The sequence below is a fragment of the Ottowia flava genome (genome assembly GCF_008017535.1).
GTDB lineage: Bacteria > Pseudomonadota > Gammaproteobacteria > Burkholderiales > Burkholderiaceae_C > Ottowia > Ottowia flava.
Window position 1 is genome coordinate 456,025 of record NZ_VRUA01000001.1, and the last position, 17,411, is coordinate 473,435.

Below are 17,411 nucleotides of genomic sequence, written 5' to 3' on the forward strand. Positions count from 1 at the left end.
AGCTGGTGGAGAAACCTTCCGCGTCACGGCTGAACCGGTTGGCGGACGCGACTGGCTGGGAAGGGCCGTAGAAACTTCGCAGGATCAATTGTGCCACCGAACCGCAGGGTCTTTCCGGCGCACGTGGATGCACCCTGACAAGACCCTGCGCCCCGCGTGGGCACCGGGTTCAGACCACTGGCGCGACCAGATCCTTGATCTGCTGCAACGCAGCCGGGTCTTCCATGGTCGTCAGATCGCCGGGATCGCGCCCCTCGCACACCGCCTGTACCGCGCGGCGCAGCAGCTTGCCCGAGCGAGTCTTGGGCAGCACCGTGACGAAGCGCACGCGCTCGGGGCGGGCCACAGCGCCGAGCGATCCATCGACCACCTTCATCACCTCGCCTTCCAGCTTGAGCATCGCTGCGGGGTCATCAAGCTGGCCGGCGTCCTTGAGCACGGCAAACGCCATCGCCACCTGGCCCTTGAGCTGATCGGCTACGCCGACCACGGCCACCTCGGCCACGTTCGGGTGACTGGAGATGGCCTCCTCGATCTCGCGGGTGCCCAGACGGTGGCCGGCAACGTTGATCACGTCGTCGGTGCGCCCGAGGATGAAGTAATAGCCGTCCTCGTCGCGAATACCCCAGTCGAAGGTACTGTAGACCAGCTTGTTCGGAACCGATGACCAGTAAGTGTTGACGAACCGTGCGTCGTCGCGCCACACGGTCTGCATGCATCCGGGCGGCAGCGGGCCTTCGATGGCGATCACGCCTTTCTGGTTGGCTCCGGTCAGCTCGGCACCTGTCTGGTCGTCCAGCAGCTTGACGTTGTAGCCGTAGACGGCCTTGCCCGGCGAGCCGAACTTGGTGGGCGTGGGCTCGACGCCATTGCACACCGCCAGAATCGGCCAGCCGGTCTCTGTCTGCCAATAGTTGTCGACGATCGGTTTGCCCTTGAGGCCTTCACTGATCCATTTCGCGGTGGGCTCGTCCAGCGGTTCACCGGCGAGAAACAGCGTGCGCAGCGAAGACAGGTCGTACTTGGTCAGGTACGCCGGATCCTGCTTCTTGAGCACGCGGACCGCCGTCGGCGCGCTGAACATCACGGTGACCTTGTACTTCTCGACCAGTTGCCACCAGATGCCGCCATCGGGCCGCACCGGCGTGCCCTCGTACATGATCGTGGCCATGCCGCCGATCAGCGGGCCATAGATGATGTAGCTGTGCCCCACCACCCAGCCGATGTCGCTGGTGCTGAAGAAAGTCTCGCCCGGGTTGCCGCAATAGATGTAACGCATCGACGCGGCCAACGCCACCGCGTAGCCGCCCGTGTCGCGCTGCACGCCCTTGGGCTTGCCGGTGGTGCCGCTGGTGTAGAGCGTGTAGCTCGGGTGCGTGGCGTCGACCCACTCGCAGGGCACTTGCGCGTTCAGGTTGGCCTCGCGCAGCGCGCCCCACAGTTGATCGCGCCCCTCCACCAGCTTCATCGGCGCCAGGCCGCGGTCGACCAGCAGCACCGCCTTCGGCTTGTGTTTGGCGAGCTGAATGGCTTCGTCCAGCAGATGCTTGTAGGGCACCGGCTTGCCCGCGCGCGAACCGGCGTCGGCGCTGACGATGACGGTGGGTTCGGCGTCGTCGATGCGGGTGGCGAGCGAGCCCGACGCAAAGCCGCCGAACACCACCGAGTGGATGGCGCCGATGCGCGCGCACGCCAGCATGGCAAAACAGGCCTCCGCGATCATCGGCATGTAGATCAGGACGCGGTCGCCCTTCTTCACGCCCAGACCCTGCAGCACGGCGGCCATGCGCTGCACCTCGGCGTGCAGCTGGCGGAAGGTGTAGATGGTTTCCTGGTCGGTCTCGGTCGAGACGAAGATCAGCGCCGGCTGGTCGCCCCGTTCGGCCAGGTGACGGTCCACCGCGTTGTGGCACAGGTTGGTGGTGCCGCCTGCAAACCAGCGCGCAAACGGAGGGTTGCTGTAGTCACACACCGTCTGGGGCGGGGTCTGCCAGTCGATCAGTTGGGCCTGCTCGGCCCAGAAGGCGTCGCGGTCGTCAATGGAACGGCGGTAAAAGTCGGCGTAGCTGGCCACGGTTGTCTCCTGGGCGCTGGGAAATCCGTCGCTCGACGCTGGGCGCATGCCGCCGACCGACACATGAATCGACCATTATGTCGAGCCAGCGCTTGCGAAAAACTGACGCGAAAACCACCTTGACCCGCGTCAAGTGCCCGGCCCCCGGTCAGCGCGTCCCCGCAAACCTTGGGGACAGCCGGCTCAGCGCTTGCCGTTCAGGCGCTGCGCGTTGGCAACGGCGCGTCGGTGCACCGGGGCCATGCCGCGCGCGGCCACGTCCAGCATGGAATTCATCCAGCGGCGTTGCGCGCTGTTGGACAGGTGCTGGAACGTCGGCGGATTGGTCCAGCCACCCAGCGCGACTTGCCACCAGGTCTGCATCCACCAACCGACGAACTGCTGCTGCGCGGCCATGGCCTGCATCGACATGGCTGTCCAGGATTCGCCGAAAGCCGCCACTTTTTCGGCGCCCATCCGGTAGAACTCCTCCTGGTCGCGTCGGTTGGGTACGACGCCCGCGGTCATCATGCGGCTAACGCGGTGCAACACCACCTGCGGCACCGCGTTGGCCATTTGGGCAGCGTCGCGCGTGAGGCGCAGTTGTTTGGAAGACACCATTTTTCTCACCCTTTCGGGACGGTTGGGATCGCAGCCAGGCCACAAACCATTTACTACAAACTTAATAGCTGCTCGCGCAACTCCAGCAAGCGCTACAGCCGTATTTCTTCAAATACAGGCAGGCAGCAGGATCCAAGCGGCGCACTCACTTCACCAGCGCCTGCAGCGCCCGAAACTCCGGGTGCTCGCAGCCACGCAGCCATTCAAACCCCACCATCTCGGTCGTCACGAGCTCGCAGCCGGCCCCCGCCAAGCGGTCGTAAGCTGCGTCCCGGTTGCGCTCGGTGCGCGAGCCACAGGCATCGGTCACCACGCAGACGTCCCACTCCGCCTCCAGCAGCATCAATGCGGTCTGCATCAGGCACACATGTGCCTCGCAACCAGCAATCACCACCGTGCTCCGCTCAGACGCCGGCGCGGCCGGCTTCTGCAGGTGGCGCGGCAGGCTGCGCGCGTTGCCGCCGCGCTGCGCGGGCGCGGGCGGTGCGAGCAAGGGCTGAAGCTCTTGCGCGCCACTGAAATCCATCTTGGACACGATTTCATCGCACAGTGGCGCAAGCGAAGGGTCGGTCGGTCCCAGCTTGTCAGGGTTCTGTTCGGTCGCCCACACCGGCACGCCGACCAGCTTAGCCATCTCGGCCAGACAGCGCGCATTGGCCAGCACGAAGGCGTGATCATGGATGGCCGGCATCAGGCGGCCCTGGTAATCGATCAGCACCAGCTGGCTGTCATCGGCATCGAGCAGCATGGTCAGACTCCTGCATTCGGTGGGCCCTGCGCGCCGCCGGCCATTGCGAAGCGTCGAAGCACAAAAGCCGCTGTGCAGCGGCTGGGCAGGGGTTGATGGGCAGTAACACGTGGGTGGGCGCGGCACCGGGGCCGCACAACAAGATGGCGCCGTGCAGAACAGCAGTTCGCAGGTCTCCGGTGCGCTCAAATGAGGGTATCACACGCCCTTGACACTACGTGTCAGTAAAACCCGTTATCTACCGGCCAGAACGGACATTTCTCGCGTTCGCGGCGACGGGGCATCGGGCTTTCACGGGCCGGTCTCGATCTGCGCCGTCAAGTGCGCCATGAAAGCCATGGAGGCCGGTGACAGCGAGCGCCCAATGCGCGTGATGATGCCGATCGAACGCAGCATCTGCGGGCGCACCAGCGGCACCGCGCACAGGCCCTGCATATCCACCAGCGACAACGCCAGGCGCGGCACGGCGGCGATGCCGACGTTCGCCATGACCAGGGCACTGCAGGCCGACACGCTGGGGCATTCCAGGCTGGCGCGCACGTTCATGCGCCGCTGCAGGAACACCGCGTCGGTCAACTGGCGGATGCTGCTGCGCGGTTGCGCGGCAATGAAAGCCCGCGCAGCGAAGATCGACCACGGCACGGACAGGCGGGCGGCCAGCGGGTCGTCCCGGCGGCACAACAGCATGAACGGATCGTCCAGCAGGTGGTGGTAGCGCAGCCGGCGGTCGGGCGCTGGCTTGACGCTCAGGCCAAAGTCGGCCCGCCCTTCGTCAACGGCGTTCAGCAGGCTGTCTGCCGCCGCCTCGACCAACGTGAACTCGACCTGCGGATGCAGCGCCCGAAACGAAGCCACCGCCGTGGCCAACAGGCTTGCCCCCGTGGATGGCAGTGTGGCAATGGCCACCTTGCCCGTGCGCCCCTGCAGAAACTGTCCCAACTCGCCAAACGAGGCGTCGAACTCTCGCAGCACGCGCTGGGCGATGGGCAGCAATTCCTGGCCCACGGCGGTGATCTGCAGGTTGCGCGTATCGCGGTCAAAGAGGCGGCTGCCAATCACCTCTTCCGCCTGGCGAATGGCGCGGCTCAGCGCCGGCTGCGACACGCCCATCTGGAGCGCGGCACCGCGAAAGCTGCCCGCCGCCACGATGTGCACGAAGGCCTGCAGTTGGGCAAGGTTCAGATCGATGCGAGCGGGCTTCATGGGATTGATCCGCTAAAGTTATCACACATATAGCCAAACGGGTATTCACAGATCAATGGCAGGCGGCCTAGACTGGCCTGGAATACAACAAAAGGAGACAACAGCGGTGCAACATCGCGGTAGCGGCGCACTGGACGGCGTGCGCGTTCTGGAAATGGGTCAGGTGCTGGCCGGCCCGTTCGCCGGAGCCATCCTGGCCGACCTGGGTGCAGAGGTGGTCAAGCTGGAACGCGTTGAAGGCGGCGACGACGCGCGGCGCATGGGGCCGGCCTTCCGCCATGGCGATGCGCTCAACTTCCAGATCTTCAACCGCGGCAAGCAGTCGGTCGCGGTTGATATGAAATCTGTAGCTGGCCGCGCACATTTCGAGCGGCTCGCGGCCGAATCCGACATCTTCATCCACAATCTGCGCCCGGGCGTACCGCAGGCGCTCGGGATCGATGGTGCGAGCCTCTGCGCGCGGCACCCGCGCTTGATTTACTGCGAGATCTCGGCCTTCGGGCATCTCGGACCCATGGCGATGCAGCCGGGCTATGAACCGTTGATCCAGGCGTTCAGCGGCCTGTCCAGCACCAACGGCGGTCCTGACGATCCGCCCATGCGTTCGGGCGCCTCGGTCTGCGACCAGGGGACGGGCATGTGGGTGGTGATCGGCGCGCTGGCCATGCTGCAACAACGTGCCCGCACCGGGCGCGGCGGCTTGCTGCAAACCTCTTTGCTGGAAACCGCCATGGTCTGGAACGGCCAGAAAGCCGATGCCTTCGCCAACGTGGGCGCGCTGCCTCAGCGCCACCGCTCTGGTCACCCTGGTTTTGTGCCTTACGAGGCCTTCGACACCGCCGACGGTCCTCTGCTGATCTGCTGCGGCAACGATCGACTGTTCGCAAAACTCGCCACCGAACTGCGCCGGCCTGACTGGGTCGGCGACGAGCGCTTTGCGACCAACCGAGCGCGCCTGCTGCACAAGGACGCGCTGGTGACGCAACTGGAACCCCTGTTGATGGCCCGCCCGCGCAGCGAATGGCTGAAGCGCTTCGAGGCTGCGGGGGTGCCCTGCGCACCTGTGCACAGCCTGCCCGAAGCGCTCAACCACCCCCAATTGCAGGCGCTGGGCATGTTGGCGTCCGTGCCGAACGGAGGCTTCAGCTTGACGGCGCTGCCACTGACCATCGACGGCGTTCGCCCGACACCCGGCGGAGCGGCGCCGTCGCTGGGTGCTGACAACGCCCGCCACGGGCTGCCGCCTGCGCCCCCTTCCGATACCCCCAACACCAAGGAGACACCATGAACCGCCGATCAATCCTGTTGAGCAGCGTGGCTCTGGCGGCTGCGAGCTGCCTGTCCGCGCCAGCCATGGCGCAGTCGTACCCCACCAAGCCGATCACCCTGATCGTGCCGTTCGGCCCGGGCAGCGGCACCGACCAGCAGGCGCGCATCCTGGCCCAGTTGCTGGGGGATGAACTGAAAGTGCCTGTGGTCGTCGACAACAAAGCCGGCGCCAGCGGCTTCATCGCGGCCCAGTTCGTCGCCAAAGCACCGCCCGACGGCTACACGGTGCTGATCACCACCAACACCACGCATGCGGCCAACGAGCACCTGTTCAAGAAGATTCCCTACGACCCGGTCAAGGACTTCGCGCCTGTCGGCCTGCTCTCGCGCGGGCAGATGCTGCTGCTGGTGCGACCCGATTCGCCCTACCGGACGCTGGCCGATCTGATCGCTGCGGCGAAAAAGAGTCCGGGCAAGCTCAACTTCGGGAGCGGCTCGTCGTCGAGTCAGGTCGCCAGCGAGCTGCTCAAGCAGATGGCCGAGATCAACATGGTGAACGTGCCGTACAAGAGCAACCCCCTCGCGATCACCGACTTGCTCGGCGGCCAGCTCGACTTCATGTTCGCGGACTCATCCACCGCGCTGCCCCAGGTGCTGCCGGGCAAGCTGCGCGCGCTGGCCGCGAGCGGATCGACACGCCTGAAGGCAGCGCCGGACGTGCCGACCGTGGCCGAAGCGGGCGTCAAGGGCTACGACATGACTTACTGGACCGCCGCCTACCTACCGGCAGGCACGCCGGCGCCCATCGTTCAGCAGCTGAACCAGACGATCAACAAGGTCATGGCGCTGCCAGCCTCGAAGGCGTTCATGGACAAGGCCAGCGTCGAGCTGTTCCTCTCGTCGCCGGACGGCCTGGCCAAGCATCAAGCGGCCGAGTCGAGAAAATGGGGCAAGGTCATCCGCGAAGCCGGGTTGCAAGCCGAGTGACGGCGCCAGCACCCTTGCGTGACGTCGGGGCAGGCTTTACCACGCGCCAGGACGACGGCATCGCCTGCACACTGGATGGCGGCATTGCCACCATCACCCTGGACCGTCCGGACCGGCGCAACGCCATGGACATGCCCATGCGCGCCGCCTTTGCACGCGCCGTGACGCTGGCGACGGAAGACGATCAAGTGCAAGCCATCGTGCTGACGGGACGCGGCAGCCATTTCTGCGCGGGTGGCGACATCGGCGCGATGAACACCGCTGTGCCCATGGGTGCCGACGTGGGCCGCGCTCGCATGCGGCAGGTGCTTGATGCGATCACCCTGCTTCACCAGTGCGACAAACCCGTGCTGGCAGCGGTCGAAGGCTGCGCCTACGGCGGTGGCTTTGGGCTGGCACTGATGGCCGACATGGTGATCGCGGCCGACGGCGCGCGGTTTTGCATGTCCTTCGCCCGCGTCGGCCTGGTGCCTGACAGTGGTGCTTTCTACGCGTTGCCACGCCTCGTGGGCGTGCAGCGTGCCAAGTACCTGATGTGGAGCGCGCAGGAGTTGGACGCTCAGCACGCGTTGCAGTGGGGCATCGCCATGGAGGTCGTCCTCAAAGGCCTTGCACTCGAACGCACGCTGCAGATCGCGCGGGCGTTGGCGACCGCGTCCCCCGCAGTCCTCGCACTCAGCAAGGCCGCACTCAACAGCAGCCTGCATTCCGACTTTCGCACCATGGCGGAGCTGGAGGCCAGTGCCCAGGGCGTGGCCTTCGCCACGCCCTACCACCGCGCGGCGATCGAACGCTTTCTCGCCAAGCAGCCCCCCGCGTTCCAATGGCCGACGAGCATGCCGTCCGCCGAATTCAACCCAAGGAGACCCGGTTGACCCACCCGACCTCGACATCCGTCACCCCGCCGCCCGGCGGTCCGCTGGCCGGCGTGCGCGTGTTGGACCTGACCACGGTGTTCATGGGCCCGTCGTGCACGCAGTTGCTCGGCGATCTGGGTGCGGACGTGATCAAGATCGAAGCGCCCGGAGGCGACTCCACACGCGCCATCGGCCCATCGGGGGAACTGGGGCTCGGACCCCTGTTCCTGGGCCTGAACCGCAACAAGCGCAGCATCGTCATCGACCTGAAACAGCCTGAAGGCGTACAGACCTTGCTTCGGTTGGCGGAATCGGCCGACGTGTTTGCCACCAATGTGCGCCCTGCGGCCATGCGACGCCTGGGCGTCGGCTACGAGCAGTTGTCGGCACGCAACCGGCGCCTGATCTACGCCAGCATGGTGGGTTTCTCGCAGCGCGGACCGTACGCTGGCAAGGCCGCTTTCGACGACATGATCCAGGCAGCCACCGGCTTGGCCGCCGCGGTCGGTCGGGGCTCTGGCGGCGAGCCACGCTACCTGCCCATCACGATCGCCGACCGGTCCGTAGGCCTGTACGCGTTTGGCGTGATCAGCGCCGCCTTGTACGCCCGTGAGCGGACCGGCGCAGGTCAATCGATCGACATCCCGATGTTCGAAACCATGGTGCCGTATGTGCTGGGGGACCACCTCTATGGCCACACGTTCGAGCCCGAACAAGGTGACTTTGGCTACCCGCGCCTGATGTCACCCAACCGCAAACCCTACCGCACCAAGGATGGCTACGTTTGCTGCCTGATTTACACCGACCGGCACTGGGAGATCTTCCTGCGTGCGGTGGGCAAGGCCGATCTGTTGCAGAGCGACCCACGTTTCAAGGACATCCGCTCGCGCACCCAAGCAATCGACGCGCTCTACCAACTGGTGGAAGCAGAGCTGAGTCAACGAACCACCGCCGAGTGGCGCGCACTGCTGCCCGAATCGGAGATTCCGATCTTTCCGATGCATACCTTCGAAAGCCTGCTGGGGGACGAACATCTGGAGAGCATCGACTTCTTCCAGCGCACCGATCACCCAGTGGTTGGCAAGGTGCTGGAAACCGCCGTGCCCAGCGAATGGTCCGGCACGCCACCCGTGCGGCGTCACCCGGTCCCCACGCTGGGCCAGCACACCGCTCAGGTACTGGCCGAAAGCGGGTTTTCCGCCGATGAGATCGACAGGCTCATCGCCCACGGCGCAGTGCGCGCCGCCACCACTGCGCAGAAACAAGCATGAACAATCCCCAACCCACCCCGAACGACGAGCTGGAAGTGCTGGAGCAAGACGGCATTCTTCGCCTCACGATCCAGCGCGAAGCCCGGCGCAACGCCATCAGCCCTGCCGTCATGGCCGGACTGACCGAGGCGCTCTCGCGGGCCAACCAGAACCGCGGCTTGCGCGCCATCGTGATCACCGGCGCAGGCAACAAGGCGTTCTGCGCTGGCGCTGACCTGCAGAGCGGCCAATCCTTTCGTTTCGACTACGCGGAACCCACGCAGAGTTTCGCCAACCTGCTGCGCCTGTCACGCCAGCTCACGGTGCCGCTGGTGGCGCGCGTGAATGGTGCCTGCATGGCTGGCGGGATGGGCTTGATGGCCATGTGCGACCTGGTTGTGGCAGCACCGCACGCCCAGTTCGGCCTGCCGGAGGTGAAGGTAGGCGTGTTTCCGGCCCAGGTGCTGACAGTGCTCAATGGCCTTATCGGCCCTCGCGCGCTGACCGAACTCTGCATCACCGGCGAGCCCATCTCCGCCGAGGAAGCCTTGCGCCTTGGCCTGATCAATCGGGTCTGCGACGACCTCGATGCGGGCGTGCAGAGCTTGCTCGACCGCTTCCTCGACAAGTCCCCGGCCGCGATCCGGCGCGGGCTGTACCTCATGAAGCGCATCGGCGCCATGTCGTTCGAGGAATCTATGGCGTTCAGCGAAAGTCAGATCGGGCTGATTGCACTGACCGAGGACGCCGCCGAGGGCCAAGCCGCGTTCCGTGAGAAACGTCAACCGAAATGGAGTGGAAATTGAGCGAAGCGAACAACAAGGTCGTGCGCATCGGCGGCGCATCGGGATTCTGGGGCGACTCCAGCGTGGGAGCGCCGCAGCTCGTCAAGAGCGGCCAGATCGATTTTCTGGTGTTCGACTACCTGGCCGAACTCACGATGTCGATCCTGGCCGGTGCGCGCCTCAAGAACCCTGCCATGGGTTACGCCACCGATTTCGTGGATGTCGCCATGCGCAGTGTGCTTCAGGATGTGCTGGCACAGGGCATCCGTGTGATCAGCAACGCAGGCGGCGTCAATCCACAAGGCTGCGCCGACGCACTGCGTGCATTGGCCGTCGAACTGGGTGTGGAGGTACGGATTGCCGTGGTGACCGGGGACGACGTCATGCCGCAACTGGCCGAACTGCGTACCGCCGAACCACCCGTCAAAGAGCTGCAAAGCGGCAAGCCACTGCCCAAGAAGGTGCTGACGGCCAATGCGTACCTGGGCGCGTTGCCCGTCAAGGCCGCGCTGGACGCTGGCGCGCAGATCGTCATCACCGGGCGCTGCGTGGATTCGGCCGTAACGCTGGGCGCGCTCATGCATGCCTTCGACTGGAACGCGACCGACTACGACAGGCTCTCCGGCGGCAGCCTGGCCGGCCATATTCTCGAGTGCGGTTGCCAGGCCACAGGTGGTCTGCATACCGACTGGCAGGACGTGCCCGACTGGGCACACATGGGCTACCCCATCGTTGAATGCACGGCAGACGGCAGCTTCAACGTGACCAAGCCGCGCGGCACCGGCGGCCTCATCGCGCCACAGTGTGTGGCCGAGCAATTGCTCTACGAGATCCACGATCCTTCTGCGTACCTGCTGCCCGACGTGCGCTGCGACTGGCGCGACGTGCGCATCGAACAGACCGACCCGGAACGCGTGCAGGTGACAGGCGCGCGCGGCTACGCGCCGACCTCGACCTACAAAGTCAGCGCGACGTATGTGGACGGCTTCAAAACCTCGGCGCAGTTAACGATCGTCGGCTTTGACGCCGTGGCCAAGGCTCGCCGCACCGGCGAGGCCATCTTCGAGCGCGTTGGCGAGTTGCTGGCGCAGCGCGGCCTACCGCCGCTGACGGCCACGCAGATGGAGGTGTTGGGCGCCGAAAGCAGCTATGGCCCGCACGCACTGCCTTTGCTGCATCAACTGCGTGAGGCCGTGCTGCGCATCACCGCCTGTCACCCGGACAAAGCGGCACTCCAGTTGCTGGCGCGCGAAGTCGCACCCGCCGGAACGTCCTGGGCGCCAGGCACCACCGGCTCAGGCGGCCGTTCGGGCGTCTCGCCCTCCATCCGGCAATACGCGTTCCTGCTGGACAAAACGCGTTTGACGCCCATGGTCGAATATGAGGGACAAACTCTGACGGTCGCCGTGGCCGCGCCAGCCTCGTCCGACGGGGTGCCGGCGCCGACGATCCAAGCACCCGAAGCCTCCATCGAGAGCACTGACTGGACTGAAGTGCTCCTGGTCCAGCTTGCATGGGCCCGCTCGGGTGACAAAGGCAACACGTCCAACATCGGCCTGATCGCGCGCCGCCCCGAATGGCTGCCGTGGCTGCGCACCCAGGTCACCAGCGAACGCGTCGCCGGCTATCTCGCGCATCTCGTCGAAGGTCCGGTCAGCCGGTATGACCTGCCCGGAATCCACGCCCTCAACTTTGTCTGCGAACAGGCGCTCGGAGGCGGCGGCATGGCGTCTCTGCGCAACGACCCGCTGGGCAAGGGCATGGGTCAGCTTCTGCTGTCGATGCCGGTGCGAGTGCCGGCGCATTGGTTCTGATCGTTTCGACAAGGAGCAAGCATGTCTTCGAAAACCCCTCTTCTGTGGACGCGCCGTTCAGCCCTGGCGGCCACGGCTGTTCTGGCTTCGGGCGTGCGCGCCCAAGGCCATGCCAAGCCGCTGCGCATCGTTGTGGCGTTTGCGCCCGGCAGCGGCAACGACATCACGGCGCGCGACCTGGCGCGCTACATGGGGGAGTTGCTGAACCAGCCGGTGATCGTCGAGAACAAGCCGGGCGCTGGTGGATCGATTGGCACCGAATACGTGGCTCGCGCAGCGCCCGACGGGCTGACCATCGGCTTCGGCACCAGTTCGCAGATGGTGATGAACGTCGGGCTCTACCGCTCGCTGCCGTTTGACGTCGAACGCGATCTGCGCTCGATCGGTCTGGTCAGCCGCACCAACATGGTGCTGGCAGGCAAACACGATGGTCCGAAGACGCTGCAAGCCCTGATCGCGGCAGCCAAGGCCAGTCCGGGCAAGCTCACCTACGGCTCAGCCGGCACCGGCTCGATCAGCCATATCGTGGGCGAGGCCTTCGCCAGAGCAGCGGACATCCAGCTCAACCATGTCCCCTACAAAGGCAACGGTCCTGCCATGGCCGATCTGGCCGGCGGGCACGTCGACCTGGTCTTCGATGGCCTCTCCACCTCTGCGCCGATGGCCCAGCAGGGCCGCATCCGACTGCTGGGAATTTCGGGGGAACGCCGCAACCCCGCGGCGCCCCAGTTGGCGACCTTCAGCGAGCAAGGCCTGCGCCGCTATGAGGCCTACACCTGGAACTGCCTCATGGCGCCAGCGCGCACGCCATCCGATGCCATCGCACGGCTCAACGGTGCCCTCAACCAGGCGTTGCAGTTGCCCGCCATGCGCGACCGCCTGGCCCAATTGGGCTCGGAGAGCCTTGCGCCCTCCACGCCCGAACAGACGGATGCCTTCGGACAAAAGGAACGCGCTCGCTGGGTGCCGTTCATTCGCAGCCTCAAGCTAGATATCGGCTGAGTTTGGAGCGCATGCTATCCAGTCGCGCATCGGGATTGAGACCGCCGACTCTATCAACCCGTGCAAGACCGCTTTGGCCATGAAGAGGGGATAGCGCTTTGGTTCAATGCAATCATCCGGGATGCGACACCTAGCCGCTAAATTTGATGCATCAGATTAGCAGCAACTTCCTCGCCCTTTTTTTGAGCCGCATCGATGGCGGTTAGACCATCAACCGTTTTCAAACTCGGATCGGCGCCATTGTTCAATAACATTGTCACGGCATCCAAGCTTCCCCAAGCAGCAGCCAATATTAGCGGCGTTGAACCACTATCGGTCAACGAATTTATGTCTGCACCGACAGACAACAGATATTCAATCACGGCAATCTGATTTTCGGCTGCAGCCTCGTGTAGCGCAGTCAAACAAAAATATCCAGACGCGTGTAACGAAGCCCCCTTTTGCAGCAACATCTTTGCCGCAAGAAGATTTCCGACCGCCGCTGCCGCCATAAGTGGCGTTCGCTCTTGCGCTCCAACCTCATCCAGGTTCGCATCAAATAGCTCAATATCCTTCACAAAATCCGAATTTTTATTTGCAATTTTTTTATTAAATTTTCTATTGCGTCATTATTTTTCATGGGATTTTATTAAAATTTCCAAGTTCAATTATTCTCAAGAGATTCTGAAAAACGTCGCGCGGCATAGGATATGCGGGCGCTATTACAAAATGTCCTGAATGTCTATCCTGAAGTGCTTGGAATAATTGTGCTCTGACCCCAGTTATTCCTGATCCAGCCTCTAAAAAACCCCGATTGCGCTCGGACCAGGGCTGTCGAGGAATCCAACCATGCTAGAAATCAGGACGCTCCTGAGATTGGCGCAGGCAGCGAACGCACAATAAAAACTGATTCCTGAAACCAATTATTCTTTGATTCATTAATCCAAATTTTATTGAATTTTATTTCTATAATTCTGTTTTTCCTTGAGTCTTGCTGCAATCAGCTGAGCAGCGACATCCTCACCCTTTTCCAAAGCGCAATCGATGGCGGTTAGACCGTCAACAGTCTTCAGATTAGGTTCGGCGCCATTGTCTAGGAGCGCTGCCAAGGCATCCAGACTCCCCCACGATGCCGCCATTATCAATGGGGTCGACCCATCGTCAGTCAGTGCGTTTACGTGCGCGCCAACGGATAACAAAAATTCAATCACCTCAACCTGATTCATCACCGCCGCTTCATGCAATGGATTAAATCCCAAACGACCGGCCACCTCCAACAAAGCTCCTTTTCCAATCAATCGCTTTACGGCCGACAGATTGCCGAACGCCGCAGCCGCCATTAGAGGAGTCCTCCCATGCGCACCCATCTGATTCAGATCAAAATCACCCGAATCAATTGCAACCTCATAATCCGATCTCTTATCTACTATTTTATTAAGCAAATCCAAGACCGCTGCATAACTGGTAGCGATCCCGATGCGCGCGTTGAGAGCATGTGCTCCAATGCAATCAGGAGGTGATGGCGATGGACTGCTTCTCTCTGATGGGTGCGCGCCCGCTGGTTGAATCCAGCCCCAGCATGAAACTGCACGAGCTGCTCGACTGGGGTGCCACAGCACCATCTGCCGCTTCCGCAACCGCTTGGTCAAGGCGCAGTTGGATCAGAAGCTGCTGATGCTCATCAACAGCCAATTGGAGCAGCGCGGGCTGAAAGTGCAAGGCGCACGCGGGGCCTTCATCGACGCCACCATCATCCCCAGCGCTGCACGGCCGAGGCAGCACATCGAAGGCGAAGGTGAGCAAGCCCAAGTCATCGACAGCGCTGATTCAGATGCCCGCTGGGTCAAAAAAGGCAAACAGGCCTTCTTCGGCTACCGTGGCCACACGGCGGTCGACAGCGAAGACGGTTATGTCGAACACGTGCAGGTGCACCCGGCCAACGAAGCGGAAATCAACAAACTGAGTGAGATCGTCGAGCAGCTCTCGCCGGGCGTCGAAGCCGTGCTCGCCGACAAAGGCTACGCCAGCAAAGCCAACCGGCAGTGGCTCAAGGATCGAGGCATTGGCGATCTGATCCAGCACAAGGGCAGCGCGGGCAAGCCCGTGCATCCGCTGCTCAAGCAGTTCAACAAGCAAATCGGCTCGATTCGCTTCAAGGTAGAGCAGGCCTTCGGCACGATGAAGCGCAGGTTCCACCTGGCCAGAGCGCGCTACTTCGGCACTGCCAAGGTACAGGCGCAGATGTGCTGGGCAGCGCTGGGGATGAATCTGCTCAAAGCCCATCGCAAGCTCAAGGCGATGGAGCTTGCGGGCATGGGTGCGCCCTGAAAGGGCAAAGCGGAGCGCGAAAGCGGGCGCCACACGGCAAAACAGCTGGCAGCTAACCTCGCCAAAACGCGCTTCGGCGCTTGGTCAACATCGAAACGAGCACTGTTGACAAGGTTATGCAGCGGTCTTATGGTGGCATCGATGATGGCCCCGCGTGCGCCTTGGACCTTCAGCCCGCGCTGCTCCAATTGGCTGTTGATGAGTGCCAGCAGCTTTTGATCGAGTTCGGCCTTGACCAAGCGGTTGCGGAAGCGGCAGATGGTGCTGGCATCAGGCAGCTCGCCCGCCGAGGGCTCAAAGCTGGTGAAGACCATGAAGTCCAGGCGCACTCGCAGGGCTTGCTCCAGCTGTGCATCCGACAGACCATGCCACTGGCCCAGCAGCATGAGCTTGAACATGCCCAGTGGTGTGTATGGCTCGGGGCCGCCAGCGCCAGAGATTTCGCGCTGGTACAGCCCTTTGAGCTGACCAGAAATCGCCCTCCAGTCGAGCAACTCGTGCAGCTTTATGCTGGGGCTTGATTCGACCAGCGGGCGGGCGCCCATCAGAAAGAAGCTGTCCATCCGTCATCACCTCCTGCTCCGATTGCAGCGCAACCTCACCTGATGCGCATCGGGGGTGCTACCAGTTATGCAGCGGTCTTATAAAGTGACGCAAATTAATCAATCGATCGTCATTATCATGATTTTTAAAAATCACCCCTCAATCAATGAGGCACTCACTACGCATCGATTCAATTCAACGCCACACACCCAGGATTTTCAGAAACAAAAGCACCGGATCATTCAATCAAATCCTCTTGATAAGCAGCAAACGCTAAATTAAACAACCTCTTCAGGAAACACCCACTTTTGGATAGCCAATCAAAAATTCCGGCCGAGGCACCCCAGGCATATTGGCGTAGGCCTGAAAAATAATCTCCAACGGACTTAACCCGGGATCATGCAGATGATAAACTATCTTAAGCCAAGTGGCCCCTCGAATATACTGACCATTGCCAAACCAATCCTCCGCCAAACGAGCCGAAATCATACGCCGCCCAGCACCTACGAGATCTTCCCTGCTATAAAGAGACTTGCCAACCTCATGCAATGCAAGCGCGTACGCAAACTCCCTCGGCTTTTCAATTCTCTTTGGAGCAATAGGATCCCCTTTGCCGACATAATGTTCGTATAATTCGATGGCGCGCTCAGGACCGTTAAATTCAGAACCTGATTGCAATGCAAATGCCATTGCATCGTCGAGCCCCTGCTTAAGGACTGTTGTCACTGACCATGCACCCCCATCCGACTTCCAGCTCGCTTCATTTGCCTCCAAAGCTTCATGCCAATCGGTTCGGTGAGGCCTACCGTCTAGCATCCATCGACCCAGCGCTCTCGCTTGGCACAAATACCTTAGATGGGTATTAACGTCCATCCCGAAGACTTCACCATTGACTATTGCATAGTCAACCCAATCCACTGCCTCAGGAAGAATAGGCGCCACATTTGACTCCATCCCCACCAGCCAACCAGCAATTACAGTTGCAATCTGCGACATACCTATGTTTCCCATGGGTTTGGTCGCATCAAATTTCTTTCCCAAATAATAACTCAACATTCCCGGCGTAAAGCCTTGCGCACGCAAATTAATAGGATTGAATTTCATAGTTTTATTGTACCGGCAGACCATTCACAAATCGAATTACATTGGAGTTCCTCGAACCACCAGAGCCAACTGTATTTGTACTGAAATTACCATTCTCAAGCGCCTCAAGTGCGTTAAGCCGCACACTTTCGGAAACAGTTGTAGAATTTCGAATATGCTCCTGAGCCTGCTCCGAGGCCCCCCTCAAGCTATCCGAGTAGCCTTCAAGTGACGGTTTAAACGTATTCGACGGCTTGATCGATGTCAATGCACTCCTAAATTTATTATCCCACAGCGTCACCTCACCAGTACGCGTATTGAGTGATATTACGTCTGCGCCGTTCAATGTAACTCGATTCCCGTACATGACCACTGCTGTTTCCGGAAGCCCAGCCAACTCGTTTGCCAATCGCAACTCCTCCGCGTACCCAACGCGATGCGAATTGGCAATACGCGGATTTGAGGAGTCTATTAGCTGCGGCGTGTAGTCTAGGCCGGCACCTGGCTCGGGCAACCTCGGATCCAGGCGGATTCCGTTACTGACGCGCGACAGGTCGCCAACTGCGCCTAGCTGAGCTCGGCGACCTCCCTGCACCGGCCCTGTGAAAGCATTCTCCCCGACAAACCTCACCGCCCCAGCCGCTGGCTTGACCAAGCTCGCTGCGGAGTAGCCTAGTCCTACCGCTGATTGCCCAACCTCATTGAACAATTCCCCTAACGCCCGACTCTGCTTGTAAGGGTCAGTCAGCGCCATGGCGGCACTGTAGCGGGTCACTACGCTTTCGATCGCGTTTGTGACCGTTTCGCGTGGGCTAAGTGTAGTTTCTCAACACGTTGTTCCCGTCGAATGCGAGTCGCGTGATGGGAGGCAGGTGTTCGGTGGCTGAGT

General features: G+C 62.0%; 15 protein-coding genes and 2 pseudogenes. 8 read left to right on the forward strand and 9 right to left on the reverse strand.

The window, feature by feature from the left end; all coding sequences use genetic code 11:
* Positions 1-169: 169 nt before the first annotated feature.
* The 4 genes from FVQ98_RS02085 to FVQ98_RS02100 all read right to left on the reverse strand — a co-directional run bounded on the left by FVQ98_RS02085 (position 170) and on the right by FVQ98_RS02100 (position 4,625).
* Entirely contained in the window at positions 170-2,074 is a 1,905-nt protein-coding gene (locus FVQ98_RS02085) for a propionate--CoA ligase (RefSeq protein ID WP_147911744.1), read from the reverse strand.
* A 183-nt stretch (positions 2,075-2,257) separates the two neighbouring features.
* Positions 2,258-2,674 carry a polyhydroxyalkanoate granule-associated phasin gene (locus FVQ98_RS02090; RefSeq protein WP_222707537.1) on the reverse strand — a complete coding sequence of 139 codons (417 nt, stop codon included), beginning with the start codon at positions 2,672-2,674 and terminating at the stop codon, positions 2,258-2,260.
* A 145-nt stretch (positions 2,675-2,819) separates the two neighbouring features.
* Positions 2,820-3,422, reverse strand: coding sequence for an isochorismatase family protein (locus FVQ98_RS02095; RefSeq protein WP_147911745.1), 603 nt, complete (start codon positions 3,420-3,422; stop codon positions 2,820-2,822).
* Between the two features lie 291 nt (positions 3,423-3,713).
* Positions 3,714-4,625, reverse strand: a complete 912-nt coding sequence (locus FVQ98_RS02100) for a LysR family transcriptional regulator (protein ID WP_147911746.1) — start codon at positions 4,623-4,625, stop codon at positions 3,714-3,716.
* A gap of 106 nt (positions 4,626-4,731) precedes the next feature.
* Here FVQ98_RS02100 and FVQ98_RS02105 point away from each other — a divergent pair, with 106 nt between their 5' ends.
* The 7 genes from FVQ98_RS02105 to FVQ98_RS02135 are packed head-to-tail and all read left to right on the forward strand — an operon-like array spanning position 4,732 to position 12,589.
* Positions 4,732-5,913 carry a CaiB/BaiF CoA transferase family protein gene (locus FVQ98_RS02105; protein ID WP_255507574.1) on the forward strand — a complete coding sequence of 394 codons (1,182 nt, stop codon included), beginning with the start codon at positions 4,732-4,734 and terminating at the stop codon, positions 5,911-5,913.
* On the forward strand, positions 5,910-6,881 hold the full coding sequence (locus tag FVQ98_RS02110; RefSeq protein WP_147911748.1) for a Bug family tripartite tricarboxylate transporter substrate binding protein: 972 nt from the start codon (positions 5,910-5,912) through the stop codon (positions 6,879-6,881). The genes FVQ98_RS02105 and FVQ98_RS02110 overlap by 4 nt, the downstream gene beginning before the upstream one ends.
* A 14-nt stretch (positions 6,882-6,895) precedes the next feature.
* On the forward strand, positions 6,896-7,756 hold the full coding sequence (locus tag FVQ98_RS02115; protein ID WP_255507575.1) for an enoyl-CoA hydratase/isomerase family protein: 861 nt from the start codon (positions 6,896-6,898) through the stop codon (positions 7,754-7,756).
* Positions 7,753-9,009 carry a CaiB/BaiF CoA transferase family protein gene (locus FVQ98_RS02120; RefSeq protein WP_255507576.1) on the forward strand — a complete coding sequence of 419 codons (1,257 nt, stop codon included), beginning with the start codon at positions 7,753-7,755 and terminating at the stop codon, positions 9,007-9,009. Before FVQ98_RS02115 ends, FVQ98_RS02120 begins: the two co-directional genes overlap by 4 nt.
* Positions 9,006-9,794, forward strand: coding sequence for an enoyl-CoA hydratase/isomerase family protein (locus FVQ98_RS02125; protein ID WP_147911751.1), 789 nt, complete (start codon positions 9,006-9,008; stop codon positions 9,792-9,794). The genes FVQ98_RS02120 and FVQ98_RS02125 overlap by 4 nt, the downstream gene beginning before the upstream one ends.
* Entirely contained in the window at positions 9,791-11,587 is a 1,797-nt protein-coding gene (locus FVQ98_RS02130; RefSeq protein WP_255507577.1) for an acyclic terpene utilization AtuA family protein, read from the forward strand. The genes FVQ98_RS02125 and FVQ98_RS02130 overlap by 4 nt, the downstream gene beginning before the upstream one ends.
* A gap of 21 nt (positions 11,588-11,608) precedes the next feature.
* Positions 11,609-12,589 carry a Bug family tripartite tricarboxylate transporter substrate binding protein gene (locus FVQ98_RS02135; protein ID WP_147911753.1) on the forward strand — a complete coding sequence of 327 codons (981 nt, stop codon included), beginning with the start codon at positions 11,609-11,611 and terminating at the stop codon, positions 12,587-12,589.
* 137 nt (positions 12,590-12,726) lie between these two features.
* On the opposite strand, the gene FVQ98_RS02140 is transcribed toward FVQ98_RS02135, so the two are convergent.
* Together FVQ98_RS02140 and FVQ98_RS02145 are read right to left on the reverse strand one after the other, a co-directional pair.
* A complete protein-coding gene (locus tag FVQ98_RS02140; RefSeq protein WP_147911754.1) occupies positions 12,727-13,170 on the reverse strand; it encodes an ankyrin repeat domain-containing protein in 444 nt (147 codons plus the stop codon).
* Between the two features lie 348 nt (positions 13,171-13,518).
* Positions 13,519-14,016: an ankyrin repeat domain-containing protein gene (locus tag FVQ98_RS02145; protein ID WP_147911755.1), complete on the reverse strand. Its 498-nt coding sequence runs from the start codon at positions 14,014-14,016 to the stop codon at positions 13,519-13,521.
* A gap of 77 nt (positions 14,017-14,093) precedes the next feature.
* Here FVQ98_RS02145 and FVQ98_RS02150 point away from each other — a divergent pair.
* Positions 14,094-14,896: pseudogene (locus tag FVQ98_RS02150) on the forward strand (IS5 family transposase).
* Positions 14,897-15,018: 122 nt separating this feature from the next.
* Here the strand turns inward: FVQ98_RS02150 and FVQ98_RS20385 are convergent.
* From FVQ98_RS20385 to FVQ98_RS19845, 3 genes and pseudogenes are all read right to left on the reverse strand, one after another.
* A pseudogene (locus FVQ98_RS20385) lies at positions 15,019-15,459 on the reverse strand (transposase); the annotation flags it as partial.
* 271 nt (positions 15,460-15,730) lie between these two features.
* Positions 15,731-16,543: a hypothetical protein gene (locus tag FVQ98_RS02160; RefSeq protein ID WP_147911756.1), complete on the reverse strand. Its 813-nt coding sequence runs from the start codon at positions 16,541-16,543 to the stop codon at positions 15,731-15,733.
* Between the two features lie 4 nt (positions 16,544-16,547).
* On the reverse strand, positions 16,548-17,276 hold the full coding sequence (locus tag FVQ98_RS19845; protein ID WP_222707538.1) for a hypothetical protein: 729 nt from the start codon (positions 17,274-17,276) through the stop codon (positions 16,548-16,550).
* Positions 17,277-17,411: the final 135 nt, after the last annotated feature.